11 protein-coding genes are annotated in these 12,079 nt (G+C 75.0%); 2 read left to right on the top strand and 9 right to left on the bottom strand.

Annotated features, from left to right (window positions below; all coding sequences use genetic code 11):
* Nucleotides 1-17: 17 nt before the first annotated feature.
* The 4 genes from ACF08D_RS25940 to ACF08D_RS25925 all read right to left on the bottom strand — a co-directional run bounded on the left by ACF08D_RS25940 (nt 18) and on the right by ACF08D_RS25925 (nt 3,813).
* On the bottom strand, nt 18-521 hold the full coding sequence (locus ACF08D_RS25940) for a hypothetical protein (protein WP_392225724.1): 504 nt from the start codon (nt 519-521) through the stop codon (nt 18-20).
* Between the two features lie 142 nt (nt 522-663).
* Nucleotides 664-1,566, bottom strand: coding sequence for a S1 family peptidase (locus ACF08D_RS25935; RefSeq protein ID WP_392225722.1), 903 nt, complete (start codon nt 1,564-1,566; stop codon nt 664-666).
* A 194-nt stretch (nt 1,567-1,760) separates the two neighbouring features.
* Nucleotides 1,761-2,549: a DUF1684 domain-containing protein gene (locus tag ACF08D_RS25930; protein WP_392225720.1), complete on the bottom strand. Its 789-nt coding sequence runs from the start codon at nt 2,547-2,549 to the stop codon at nt 1,761-1,763.
* Nucleotides 2,550-2,568: 19 nt separating this feature from the next.
* Nucleotides 2,569-3,813, bottom strand: a complete 1,245-nt coding sequence (locus tag ACF08D_RS25925; protein WP_392225718.1) for a DUF5685 family protein — start codon at nt 3,811-3,813, stop codon at nt 2,569-2,571.
* Nucleotides 3,814-4,102: 289 nt separating this feature from the next.
* On the opposite strand from ACF08D_RS25925, the gene ACF08D_RS25920 reads away from it, so the two are divergent.
* Complete coding sequence (locus ACF08D_RS25920; RefSeq protein WP_392225716.1) at nt 4,103-4,537, top strand: cell division protein SepF; 435 nt, start codon at nt 4,103-4,105, stop codon at nt 4,535-4,537.
* A 13-nt stretch (nt 4,538-4,550) separates the two neighbouring features.
* Here the strand turns inward: ACF08D_RS25920 and ACF08D_RS25915 are convergent, their stop codons facing one another.
* Both ACF08D_RS25915 and ACF08D_RS25910 read right to left on the bottom strand, forming a co-directional pair.
* Complete coding sequence (locus ACF08D_RS25915; RefSeq protein WP_392225714.1) at nt 4,551-5,741, bottom strand: acyl-CoA dehydrogenase family protein; 1,191 nt, start codon at nt 5,739-5,741, stop codon at nt 4,551-4,553.
* A gap of 112 nt (nt 5,742-5,853) precedes the next feature.
* Entirely contained in the window at nt 5,854-7,542 is a 1,689-nt protein-coding gene (locus ACF08D_RS25910; RefSeq protein ID WP_392225712.1) for an MFS transporter, read from the bottom strand.
* Nucleotides 7,543-8,001: 459 nt separating this feature from the next.
* Here ACF08D_RS25910 and ACF08D_RS25905 point away from each other — a divergent pair, with 459 nt between their 5' ends.
* Complete coding sequence (locus ACF08D_RS25905; RefSeq protein WP_392225710.1) at nt 8,002-8,985, top strand: phosphatase PAP2 family protein; 984 nt, start codon at nt 8,002-8,004, stop codon at nt 8,983-8,985.
* A gap of 92 nt (nt 8,986-9,077) precedes the next feature.
* On the opposite strand, the gene ACF08D_RS25900 is transcribed toward ACF08D_RS25905, so the two are convergent.
* The 3 genes from ACF08D_RS25900 to ACF08D_RS25890 all read right to left on the bottom strand — a co-directional run bounded on the left by ACF08D_RS25900 (nt 9,078) and on the right by ACF08D_RS25890 (nt 12,044).
* Complete coding sequence (locus ACF08D_RS25900) at nt 9,078-9,293, bottom strand: I78 family peptidase inhibitor (RefSeq protein ID WP_392225708.1); 216 nt, start codon at nt 9,291-9,293, stop codon at nt 9,078-9,080.
* A 307-nt stretch (nt 9,294-9,600) separates the two neighbouring features.
* Nucleotides 9,601-10,626, bottom strand: coding sequence for a helix-turn-helix transcriptional regulator (locus ACF08D_RS25895; protein WP_392225706.1), 1,026 nt, complete (start codon nt 10,624-10,626; stop codon nt 9,601-9,603).
* Between the two features lie 137 nt (nt 10,627-10,763).
* Nucleotides 10,764-12,044, bottom strand: coding sequence for a glycosyltransferase family 4 protein (locus ACF08D_RS25890; RefSeq protein WP_392225704.1), 1,281 nt, complete (start codon nt 12,042-12,044; stop codon nt 10,764-10,766).
* Nucleotides 12,045-12,079 lie beyond the last annotated feature (35 nt).

The following is a 12,079-nucleotide window of genomic DNA, read 5'->3' as shown; positions in this document are numbered from 1 at the left end:
GGGTCCGGGTCCGGGCGTCAGGCCCGCTCGACGCCGGTGCGCCAGATGACGGTCACCGGCGTCCCGCGGTCGCGGGCGTACCGGACGATGTCCCCGGTGCCGCCCAGGCCGCGGGCGGGCCGGCCGTCCCAGACGGCCAGCAGCCGGTCGCAGTGGTCGGCGATGTAGGCGCCGGCCGCGTAGTACGCCTCGTCGGTGGAGCGGAGGTAGTCCATCCGCACCTCGCGCGTCGCGCGCTTGCGCAGGCCGTGGAAGCGGGCCAGCTCGTCCGGGTCCGCGAAGCCGTCCTCGTAGTCGCCGCTGGGGATGACGACGGTCAGCTCGGCGCCCCGGTCGAGGGCGATGTCCGCGAAGAGCTGGTCCGCCCCGGCCGCCAGGCTGGACAGCGCCTCCAGCCCGCCCGCGCCGTCCCGGGCGGCCTGCCGGGCGGCGGCGAGGAGCGCGGTGTCCAGGGCGGCGCGGACATGGGCGAGGAGCTGCTCGGGGATGTCCCTGTGGCCGGTGACTCCGATGCGCCTCATCCGCCCCCGCCTCCCGACGCCGCCCCGTGCTCCGCACGCCGTCACATCCTCTCAAACGAGGGCGGGCGCGGGCAGGGCGCGAGCCCCCGGCCGGGTGGTCCGGCCGGGGGCTCGCGGGGGTGCGGCGGGGTCGTGCGACGGATCAGTAGACGCTGACGCGGTACGCGCTCAGCGCCTCCGTGACCGGCTGGAAGAACGTGGTGCCGCCGGAGGAGCAGTTGCCGCTGCCGCCGGAGGTGAGGCCGATGGCGCGGCTGCCGGAGTAGAGCGGGCCGCCGCTGTCGCCGGGCTCGGCGCACACGTTCGTCCGGATCATGCCGTACACCACGTCGCCGCCGCCGTAGTTGACGGTCGCGTTCAGGCCCGTGACGGTCCCGCTGTGGGTGCCGGTGGTGGAGCCCCGGCGGGTGACGGACATGCCGACGGTGGCGTTGGCGGCGCTGGTGATGTCCACCCCGCCGACGGTGCCGGGCTTGGCGATCGAGCTGTTGGAGTAGCGCACGATGCCGTAGTCGTTGTTCGGGAAGCTGGACCCGGTGGTCGGGCCGAGGACGGTGGTCTTGGCCTGGTTGGCGTACCAGGTGCCCGCGCCGTCGGTGCAGTGGCCGGCGGTGAGGAAGAACGTGGTGCCCGCGCTGTCGCGGACGTTGAAGCCGAGCGAGCAGCGCCAGCTGCTGGCGTAGGTGGCGTCGCCGCCGGAGATGAGCTTGGTGAACCTGCCCGGGGTGCGCTCGATCCTGAGGGCGCCGGCGTTGGCCCCGGCGCGGCGCTTGATCTCGGCCAGCTCGGCCGGGGTGACGGTCGAGTCGGCGGTGACGACGAGGGTGCCGGTCGCCGGGTCGGCGTGCCAGGCGGTGCCCGGTACGTCGGCGGCGAGGACGGCCGAGCCGGCGGCGGACAGCTCGGCGGCACTGAACGCGCGGGGTGCGTCGGCGTTCGCGGCGGGGACCGCGAGGGTGGCGGCGGCGGCGAGACCGGTGGCGGCGGCGAGCAGCCGGAGGCGTCTCGCGCCGGCGGTGCGGGGGGTGGTGCGCTTGGTCCTCACTTCGCGTTCCTCCAGGGGGGAATCGGGGGCCCGCCGTGGGGGTGCCGGGCCCGTGAGGCGCGGAGAGGCAGGACGCGCGGGCTCTTGCACGTCGTGTCCCTGACAAGTGCGCCTGCTCCGGGAGTATTGGCGCGGCCGGGCGCCCCCGCAAGGGCCGCCCCGCTCCGCAAGGGGGTCTTTCGGCCGTCCCCGGGTCAGAGGCGCAGGACGGTCCGCTCCCCCGCCGGGACCGGGAACGGAAGCGTGTTGCCGGGCGGCGGGAAGGGGCAGATGAAGTGGTCCGCGAAGGCGCACGGCGGCAGCAGTGCCCGGTTGAAGTCGACCGTCACCCGGCCCCCGGCGTCCGGTGCGGCCGGGCGCAGGAAGCGGAAGCGGTACGAGTCCTTCCCGCTGGTCGCGTCGGCGAAGACGGCCCACAGCGCGCCGTCGCCCTCCTCCGCGACCTGGAGGGTGTGCCGGGCGCCGCCGAGCGTGAAGGCCAGCTCGCCCGAGAGGCCGAGCCCCCGCTCGCGGCCGTCGGCGTTGCCCACCCGCACCCGGCGCTCGGTGCCGTACGGCCGGTACGTCCCCGGCACCGCCCAGCGCTCGTCGTAGGGCGTGGCCGCGATGCCCGCGAAGGCGCGCCGCGCCGGGGCCGCGGGGTCGAAGTCGCGCACCGCCCAGAGCCCTTCGCGCCGCAGCACCACCAGGCGCCGCTCCCCCGCCGCCACCCGGGAGCGCGGGACGGGGGCGTGGTCGGCGGTGAGGCGGACGTCCCCGGTCAGGGGCGCCCCGTCGACCGTGAGCCCGTCGGCCGCGGCGGCGGTCAGGACGACCTGGTCGCCGTCCTCGCGCCAGATGCCCGGGACGGCCGGAATTCGACCGTCCGGGTAGTCGGACAGCCAGTGGGTGGCGGTGAGGGACAGCGGGCCGTGGGGGGCCCGCACGGAGGCGGTGCGCCCCTCGTGCCAGCGCGTCCAGTCCGCGCGGGGATCACTGCTCATGCGGTGACCCTACGGTCCGTCAGCAGCCGTCGCAGGGGCAGCAGCAGTCGCAGCCGCTCGGGTTGCAGTCGCAGTCCCGGCAGCAGCCCTCGCGCTTCTTGCGGGACCAGGGCCCCTCGTACTCCTTGGCGCAGCAGATCTGGCAGGTGCAGAAGAGCCAGGTGAAGGCGGCGCAGCCGGCCAGGAGGCCGCGGGGCCGGGGCCGGGGCGGCTCGCCGCCGCCGGGGCCGCCGCCGAAGCCCGGGGGCGTACCGCCGCCGAAGCCGCCCGCGCCGCCGTAGGGGTTCTGGCCCCCGTACGGGTTCTGACCCCCGTACGGGTTCTGGCCGCCGTACGGGCCCGGGGCGCCGTACGGGCCCGGGGCACCGCCCTGGTGAGGGGTGGCGCCGTACCCCTGGTGCGAGCAGGCCGCCGTGCCGAAGGCCCGGTCCACCGACTGGCGCAGCTCGTGCGCGAGCAGCACGTGCAGCAGCGTGTCGTCCACGAAGTCGGCGTCCCGCAGCGCCAGCCGTATCCCGTGCAGGGCGTCGTCGGCGAGCCGCCGCGCCTCCGCCAGGGAGGTGCCGGTGGCGGTGAGCGGGTTCCAGGCGCCGGCCGCGGCGTCCGCCTCGCGGTCCTCCACCGCGTCCAGCAGGTGGGCGAGGCGGCCGAAGAGGCGCCCCGCCTCGGCGAGGGGCGCCGCGTTGCCCGGCCGGCCGGCCAGGACGGCGGTGTGGGCGAAGGCCGCGGCGGTGGCCGTCTCGGTCGGCTCGGTCACGGTGAGCAGGGGCGTGCCCGGACCGGCCAGCGTCTCGATGCCGGTCTGCCGGTCCACCGCGTCGACCAGGACGGCCGTGTCGAAGCCCAGCTCCCGCCCGGCCCTGGCGCCCGCCCGGTCCCAGCCGGCCGCCACCCGGCGCGCGGCGGCGGCCATCGGACGGCGCGCCAGCAGCCCGTCGCGGTCGGCGACATGGTCCCGTACCTTCGCGGAGGCCAGCACCAGCGAGACGGCGGCGGCGAGCCGCGCCCCCTCGCCGCGGGCGACCGGCGCGGTCCGCATGGCGCGCAGCGGGCAGGGCCCCGCGGTGCGCCGTTCCCCGCCGGAGCGCTCGGTCTGAGCCTCCGTCAGAACGGAGATGATGAGGCCGTCGTAGTTGGTGGCGATCCGGGCGAACTGCCCGTGGTCGGCCCGAAGTGCCAGGCAGAGGCCGCACAGATGGGCCATCCACTCGGTCTTGAGTCCGTCGCTGAGCCGGTGCGTGCAGGGCCTGACGATCCCGAACATGGTGCTCCCCCGTGAGTTGTGCGAAGTGCGCGGCGGGCATCGTACCGAGCCGGATCGTTCACCCGTACGTCCGCACGCTCACCCGTACGGCCCGAATTTCTCCTATGAGTCACGCAGGGGCCTTCTCAGGGCCCGCGCGGCCGGGGAACCTTGACGAATCGCCACATCCTCTGCACCAGTACCGTCACGAATCGCTCGCGCGGCGACTGTCCACTTGGCGCGCGATCCGCATGATGGACGACCATAGGGATAGCGGAACCACAAGTGACCGCGTTGAAAGGAGGCGTCCATGGGATCGGTGCGCAAGGCGAGTGCATGGCTCGGTCTCGTCGAGGACAACGACGAGCGCTACTACGACGACGAGTACGCCGAGGGTGACCGCACCGGCGACGCCTGGGTGACCGACCCGCGGGTGCGGGTCGTCTCCGAGGCCGCCCAGGAGGAGGGGCGCCGTATCGCCACCGTGTCGCCGGACGGCTTCCGGGACGCCCGCGGCATCGGCGAGCTCTTCCGGGACGGCGTCCCGGTCATCATGAACCTCACGTCCATGGAGCCCGCCGACGCCAAGCGCGTGGTCGACTTCGCGGCCGGCCTGACCTTCGGGCTGCGCGGCTCGATCGAGCGGGTGGCGACCCGGGTCTTCCTGCTGACGCCCGCGGACACCCGGATCGTCAACGGCGAGCCCGGGACCCACACCCAGGACGGCTTCTTCAACCAGAGCTAGCGGGCGAGGCCGCTCACCGGAAGGCGTCGAGGCCGGTGAGCGCCTTGCCCAGGACCAGCTGGTGCATCTCCACGGTGCCCTCGTAGGTGAGCACCGACTCCAGGTTGGTGGCGTGCCGCATGACGGGGTACTCCAGCGAGATCCCGTTGGCGCCGAGGATGGTGCGCGAGGTGCGGCAGATCTCGATCGCCTCCCGTACGTTGTTCAGCTTGCCGAAGCTGACCTGCTCGGGGCGGAGCCTCCCGGCGTCGAGCCGCCGCCCGAGGTGGTGGGCGAGCAGGATGCCCTTGTGCAGCTCCAGCGCCATGTCGGCGAGCTTGGCCTGGGTGAGCTGGAAGCCGCCGATGGGCCGGCCGAACTGCTCGCGCGTCCTCGCGTACTCCAGCGCGGCCTCGAACGAGGCGCGCGCGGCGCCCATCGCGCCCCAGACGATGCCGTACCGGGCGTGGCTCAGGCAGCTGAGCGGCCCCTTCAGCCCGGTGACGCCCGGCAGCACGGCGTCGGCCGGGAGCCGTACGTCGTCCAGGACCAGCTCGCTGGTGACGCTGGCGCGCAGCGACCACTTGTGCCGGATCTCGGGGGCGGAGAAGCCGGGCGTGTCCGTGGGGACGACGAAGCCCCGGACGCCCTCGTCGGTCCGCGCCCAGACGACGGCGACCCCGGCGACCGAGCCGTTGGTGATCCACATCTTGCGGCCGTTGAGCACCCAGTCGGTGCCGTCCTTCTTGGCGTGGGTGCGCATGGCGGCCGGGTCGGAGCCGGCGTCGGGCTCGGTGAGGCCGAAGCAGCCGATGGTCTCGCCCGCCGCCATGGAGGGCAGCCAGTGCCGCTTCTGCTCCTCGGAGCCGTAGCGGTGGATGGCGTACATGGCGAGGGAGCCCTGGACGGAGACCAGGGAGCGGATGCCGGAGTCGGCCGCCTCCAGCTCCAGGCAGGCCAGTCCGTACTGGACGGCGGTCGCGCCCGCGCAGCCGTAGCCCTCCAGCGACATGCCGAGCGCGCCGAGGGAGCCGAGTTCGCGGGCCAGTTCCCGCACGCCGGGCAGTTCGCCCCGCTCGTACCACTCGGCGATGTGCGGCAGGACCCGGTCGGCCGCCCAGCCGCGGACGGTGTCGCGGATGGCGAGGTCCTCGGGGCCGAGCAGGTCGTCGATGCCGAGCGGGTCGCCGGCGTCGAAGGGCGGGGGCGTGGCGGGTGCGGGCATGCGGGACCTCCGGGCGGCCGCCGCGGCGGGCGGCGGTGTCAGTCACGGTCGGGGCGACGTTACGTCGGGGCTCCGGCGCGCGTCCAGACCGGGCGGTCGGTACCCCGCCGGCTCAGCGCCCGGACCGGCCCGACCTGACCGGTTCGGCCGGCTCGCGGCGGGCGGGCACCTGGGCGGCCCGTCCGGTCCCGGTGGCGCGCTCCGCCTCCGGCCGGGGACCGGGGGCGCGGGCGCCGGGGTCGCACCCGTCCGCCGCGGTGTCCGGGCGGCACTCCATCACGCGCGGCAGCCGCAGCGCCATCAGCGCGCCGAGCAGCAGCAGTGCGGCGCTGACCACGAGCGTGACGTGCAGCCCCCCGACGAAGGCGTGCCGGGCCGCCGACCGCAGCGCCTCGCCCGCCGGGCCGCCGAGGCGCGCCGCGACCTGGTACGCCTCGCCCAGCGAGTTGGCGGCGTCCGCGCCGTCCGCGGCGGACACGCCCGGCACCCGGGCGAGACCGGGTGCGTAGGCGGCGTTCATGACGCTGCCGAGCAGCGCGATGCCCATGCCGGCGCCGAGCTGGTAGGACGTCTCGCCGATCGCGGCGGCGCCGCCCGCGCTGTGCGCCGGGGCCTCGCTGAGCATCGACTCGTACGCCCCGAAGAGCGTGGTCTGGAGGCCGAAGCCGAGTAGGACGAAGCCCGTGGTGAGCAGCAGCGGCCGGTCGTGGTGGCCCATGGAGACCAGGAGCAGCACGGACGCGGCGGTGAGGACGAAGCCCCAGCCGACCATCCGGCGCGGGCCGACGCGCCGCAGGGTGGCGGAGCCGGTGGCACCGGCGGCCATGGCGGCGAAGGTCAGCGGCAGCAGCCGCAGTCCAGTCTCCAGCGGGGTGAGGCCCAGGACGAGCTGGAGGTACTGGACGGCGATCAGCTCCAGGCCGACCAGCGCCAGCATGGCGAGGACGATGCAGCCCACGGAGGTGGTGAAGGCGGCCCGGGCGAACAGCCGCATGTCGACCAGCGGGTGCGCGCGGCGCTTCTGCCGCCGTACGAAGAGGATCAGCAGGGCCGCGCCGGCCAGCAGGGGCAGCGCGGTCTCGGCGCTCAGCGGGGCGCCGCCGGAGCCGGCCCGTTTGACGCCGAGGACCACGCCGAGCACACCGGCCGCCGCCATGAGCGCGCCGAGCACGTCCCAGGGGCCGTCGCCGCTGCCCCGGGACTCGGGCAGCAGCCAGCGGCCGAGCGGCAGGATCAGCGCCATCAGCGGGATGTTGATCAGGAAGACCGAGCCCCACCAGAAGTGCTCGACCAGGAAGCCGCCGAGGACGGGGCCGGTGGCGGCGCCGACGGCCGCGACGGCGGTCCAGATGCCGATGGCGGTGGCCCGCTCGCGCCGGTCGGGGAAGACGGCACGGAGGATCGACAGGGTGGCGGGCATGATCATCGCGCCGCCGACCCCGAGCAGGGCGCGGGCCGCGATGAGCACGGCGGGGGTGTCGGCGAAGGCCGCCACCGCGGAGGCCACACCGAACAGTCCGTAGCCGGCCAGCAGCACTCTCCGCCGGCCCACCCGGTCGCCCAGCGTGCCGAAGAGGATCAGCAGCGAGGCGCACACGAGGGGGTAGGCGTCGACGATCCACAGCAGCGAGGTGGCGCTCGGGCGGAGGTCCTCGGTGACCGCGGGGACGGCGACGTGGAGGACGGTGGCGTCGAGGGCGACCAGCAGCAGGCTGACGCAGAGGACGACGAGGACGACCCAGCGGTTCGCACCGCCGCCGGGGGCACGAAGGCGTGCTCCGGCCGTGGTCGTCACGGACATGTACGTACCTCCCACAGACCACGGATGGTTCTCTCGCACTCGGTGGGCACCGGCCGGAGGGGGACGTCTTCCGGGGGCCCGGCATCGACGGGCGAGTGAGTCGCCAGCGTACGCGAGACCGGGGCGCGGGTGCGTGGCCCAGCTCTCACGGGGCACACGCGCCCCTGTGGCGTACGCCACTCCGGCGCGCCCGCCGGGGCGGCTCCGGCGCACGTACTGACGGAGGGCGGCCCGTGGCGGGCGGAGGTGAATTCCGGTGCGCGGTCGCTCCCGGCCGCTTTTCCCGGCGGCCGTGCGCGTGTTCGTTCCGGGCCCTGTGGGATTCGGGCCCCAGGCCCCCCGAGGTTTATGGATAAGCACCGAATAAGCGCCCCGCTGAGACACACTCCACATCACATGGTCATCACGAAGAGAGCGGATGGGCGTGGGCCGTCACTCACTCCCTGTAACGTCGATTGGGTGCGTACCGACATCTTTGCCCGTCTGGACCGGGAGCCGGAACCGCCGAAGATTGAGATCCCGCGGATGAGCCGCACCCGTCTCGCCCTCTTCGGCGGGACGTCGGCGTTCTACGTCGCCATCGTGGTGGCCGTGCTCGTCTCGTCGTGGCTGGTGACCCTCGACTGGAAGGTCATGCTGTTCCGGCCCTATCAGCAGTGGCCGGAGCTGCACGCGACGCTGGACTACTTCGTGGTGCTGGGCCAGCGCGGCCCGACGGCCGTGATGGTGGCGGCCTGGCTCGGCTGGCGCTCCTGGCGGCAGCACACGCTCCGGCCGCTGCTCGTGCTGGGCGCCGCGCTCCTGCTGCTGAACGTCACCGTGGGCGCGGTCAAACTCGGTCTGGGCCGGCTCGGCCCCCACTACGCGACGCAGATCGGCTCGGCCGAGATGTTCGCGGGCGGCGATATATTCCCTTCCGGCCACACCGCCAACGCCGTGGTGACCTGGGGCATCCTCGCCTATCTGGCGACCACCCCGCGCGCCAGACGCTATCTGTCGGCCCTCTCGGCCGTGGTCGCCCTCGGGGTGGGCCTGACGACCGTCTACCTGGGCACGCACTGGCTGACCGATGTGCTGCTGGGCTGGGCGGCGGGCCTGCTGATCCTCCTGGGGCTCCCCTGGTGCGAGCCGCTGATCGGCCGCGCCGAGGCGCTGATCTTCGCGGTGCGCGAGCGGCTGCGTGCGGGCCGCCGCAGCGGGACGTCGGTGCCCGTCGCGGCGGGCGGCCCCCGTCCGGCGATGTACCGGCAGCGGCCCCTGGGCGCGGACGACGAGCCGGTGCGCGAGCCGGTCGCCCCGGCGGGCCCCGCCGGCCGCCCGGCCGCGGCCCGCTCCACGCTCACCCAGTCGCGGCCGCACACCGTGGTGCGGTCGGAGCGGACGCCGGTCACCCCGGCGGGCAGCCGCAGGCCGCCGCGGTCGCGGCCGGTGACGGGCGGGTAGGGACCGCGCGGGAGACGTGGGGTGGGGCCCCGGCCGGGAAGGCCGGGGCCCCACGCGCGTCCGGGGGCCGGGGCCGGGAAGGGCCCGGGGGTTCAGCCGGCCCAGCAGCGGGTGACGGTGCCGCCGTCGACCTCGAAGTTGAGGCGGCCGGCCAGGTACTCCAGCGTGATGATCGAGCCCGGGGGCAGGGAGCGCACCGTGGTCCAGCCCCGCGCGCGGGCCTGTCGCTCCGCGTCGTCGGCGGTGAGGCCGAGGTACGCCTCGGTGCTGTCGTCGGGCTGCTGGGGGGAGGTCGGAATCGGTGCCATGCGATCCACCGTAGGGCGGTACGGGGAGTGACGGAAGGCGGGCAGGGCACATCGCCGCACCATCCTCACGTACCTCGCCGGTCACGCTTGTGTCACAGGATCACGACATGTGTTCCGGGTGGCGCTCTTCGCGCGAAGGCATCCCGGAAGGGGCCGATCCGCCCTCCGGAGAGGACCGGGAAGCCCCTTCCGGGCGCCCCGCAGGAAATGCGCCGGCTCCTCTTCTCGCACCGCCGTGCGGGCGAATTCGCACACCGGGGGAAAACGCTTCGGCATATCGTCACGAGAATTCACCCGGCGGGGCGGTTCACGACTCCCCCGCACAATTCCCGCCGGCCGCCGCCGCGCCCGTCCCGCCCCCGCCGGAGCGGGCGGACCGGTCCAGCGCCCGGGAGAACCGGTCCCGGATCGCCGCGAGGTGGCCGGTCAGCTCCGCGGGCTCGACCACCTCGAACTCCAGCCCCATCATCGCCACGTGCACGGCCAGCACGTCCAGGCTCGTGCCCCCGGTGCGCAGCAGGCACGCCGACTCGCCGTCCGGCTCCAGGACGCCGTCCAGCGGGCCGACCACGGCCGCGGCCTCGGCGGCCGGGACGTGCAGCCGGATCACGGCGCGCGCCGCGTAGACCCTGCTGGACACGCCCTCGGAGACGTACGCCGCGAGGTCCTCGGCGGGGGGTGTACGGGGCGGGAAGCGCGGCCCGTGCGGGGGCCGGGGCTCGATCCGGTCCGCCCGGAAGGTCCGCCAGGCGTCGCGGTCGACGTCCCAGGCGACCAGGTACCAGCGGCGCTCGGTGCACACCAGGCGGTGCGGCTCGACCGTGCGGCGGGTGGTCGCGCCGGAGTGGTCGCGGTACGCGAAGCGCAGCCGCTCGCTGTCCCGGCAGGCCGCCGCCAGCTCGGTGAGCACCGACGGGTCGACCGGCGACCGGGGCGCGCGCAGCATCGGCACGGTGAAGGTGTTCAGCGCGCTGACGCGGCGCCGCAGCCGGTCGGGCAGGACCTGCTCCAGCTTGGCCAGGGCGCCGACCGACGTCTCGCCCACGCCCTCGATGCCGCTGCCGGCGGCGGTGCGCAGCCCGACGGCGACCGCGACGGCCTCGTCGTCGTCCAGCAGCAGCGGCGGGAGCGCGGCGCCCGCGCCGAGCTGGTAGCCGCCGCCGGTGCCGGGGCTGGCGTTGACCGGGTAGCCCAGCTCGCGGAGCCGGTCGACGTCGCGCCGCACGGTGCGCGGGGTGACGCCGAGCCGCTGCGCGAGGTCGGCGCCGGACCACTCCCGGTGCGCCTGGAGCAGGGACAGCAGCCGCAGAAGTCGTGCCGAGGTCTCCAACATGGACGAGAGTCTGCCAGCGGTCGCGGACAGGTTCCGTCCGCGATCGTCCCGCAACCGTCCCCGGCTGCCGGGGTGTTACGGGGTGATCCGCACGGGCGCGGTGCGGGCAGGCCCGGACGGCCCGGCCGGGCCGTCCGTCACGGCTTGCCCTTCCGGAGCAGGTCGGCGGCGCGGTAGCGGGCGGAGTAGGCGGCGTCCAGCACGGCGCCCCGGGCGCGGTGCAGCCCGTCGCGGAGCCGTCCGCGCGAGCGGCCGTTGGCGCCCCGGGCGACCAGCTCGGTGAAGAGCGCCTCGTGCCGCTCGGCGATCCGGACCGGGTCGAAGCGCTCGGAGGACACCAGGGCCGCCCGGGCGGTGCGGCGGCGCAGCTCGTCGTCCTCGATGAGGGAGAGCAGCGCCCCGGCGACGGCGTCCGGGTCGCCGACGGGGACGAGCCGCCCGTCGACGCCGTCCTCGATGATCTCGCGCGGCCCGTGCGGGCAGTCGGTGGAGACGACCGGCAGTCCGCAGCGCATCGCCTCGACGATGGTCATGCCGAAGGACTCCAGGCGGGAGGTGACGGCGGCGATGGAGCCCTTGACCCACTCCGGCTCCATGGGGTTGGCGGTGCCCATGAGGAAGACGTGGTCGCGCAGCCCGCGCGCCTCGATGAGGGCCAGCAGGGCGTCGCGCTCGTTGCCGGTGGCGTCCCCGGAGCCGTAGATCCGCAGCCGCCAGTCGGGGCGGGCGGCGACCACCTTGGCGAACGCCTCGACGAGCACGTCGTAGCGCTTGACCTTGGTGAGCCGGCCGGCCGCGACGACCCACTTGGCGGTCCCGTCGGCGGGGGCCACGGCGGGCGCGGGCACGCTGTTGGGCACGGAGTCGATCCGGACGCCGGGCAGCTTGAGCCGGGTGCGGTACGAGCGGGCGTCGGCCTCGGTGACGGTGGTGACCGCGTCGAGCAGGGTGTAGCGGTGGCCGATCTCGCGGCGCAGCCGGTAGCCGTGGCTGTCCAGCGTGAGGTGTTCCTGGCCGACGCGCACCGGGCCGCGGCGGGCCTGGCGGGCGATGTGGACGTTGAGCCCCGGGCGGGTGCCGACGATGACATCGGCCTGAAGGGTCCTCAGGTGGGCGGCGATGCGGTCGTCGGTGAGCCGGCTGTACTGCTTCCAGCGGCCGTCGCCGCGCGGGAAGACCTTGGCGGGCCGGGTGTAGTCGGGGTGGGTGCCGTCGTAGGTGGGGCTGTTCTTGCGGAGGTCGACCAGGTGCTTCATGGTCACGCCGGCGGGGGCGCCGAGGGTGGGTTCCTCGCGGTGGCGGAAGACGGACACGATCTCGACGTCGTGGCGCTCCGCGAGGACGCGGGCGAGGTTGAACGTCGTACGGATGGTGCCGCCGATGCCGTACGCGTTGTGCAGCAGGAAAGAGATTCGCATCGCGTCGCCGCATCCCCCTGGTCCGGGCGGCCCGC

It is taken from the genome of Streptomyces sp. NPDC015131 (genome assembly GCF_043079975.1).
Classification (GTDB): Bacteria; Actinomycetota; Actinomycetes; order Streptomycetales; family Streptomycetaceae; genus Streptomyces.
Note: the sequence above shows the minus strand (reverse complement) of the source record. Positions and strands in the feature narration are given on the sequence as shown.

Bases quoted from the DNA above. Each gene is read 5' to 3' on its own strand.
- ACF08D_RS25940 (WP_392225724.1), bottom strand. From the start codon at position 521: ATGAGGCGCATCGGAGTCACCGGCCACAGGGACATCCCCGAGCAGCTC.
- ACF08D_RS25930 (WP_392225720.1), bottom strand. From the start codon at position 2,549: ATGAGCAGTGATCCCCGCGCGGACTGGACGCGCTGGCACGAGGGGCGC.
- ACF08D_RS25925 (WP_392225718.1), bottom strand. From the start codon at position 3,813: ATGTTCGGGATCGTCAGGCCCTGCACGCACCGGCTCAGCGACGGACTC.
- ACF08D_RS25920 (WP_392225716.1), top strand. From the start codon at position 4,103: ATGGGATCGGTGCGCAAGGCGAGTGCATGGCTCGGTCTCGTCGAGGAC.
- ACF08D_RS25915 (WP_392225714.1), bottom strand. From the start codon at position 5,741: ATGCCCGCACCCGCCACGCCCCCGCCCTTCGACGCCGGCGACCCGCTC.
- ACF08D_RS25910 (WP_392225712.1), bottom strand. From the start codon at position 7,542: ATGTCCGTGACGACCACGGCCGGAGCACGCCTTCGTGCCCCCGGCGGC.
- ACF08D_RS25900 (WP_392225708.1), bottom strand. From the start codon at position 9,293: ATGGCACCGATTCCGACCTCCCCCCAGCAGCCCGACGACAGCACCGAG.
- ACF08D_RS25895 (WP_392225706.1), bottom strand. From the start codon at position 10,626: ATGTTGGAGACCTCGGCACGACTTCTGCGGCTGCTGTCCCTGCTCCAG.
- ACF08D_RS25890 (WP_392225704.1), bottom strand. From the start codon at position 12,044: ATGCGAATCTCTTTCCTGCTGCACAACGCGTACGGCATCGGCGGCACC.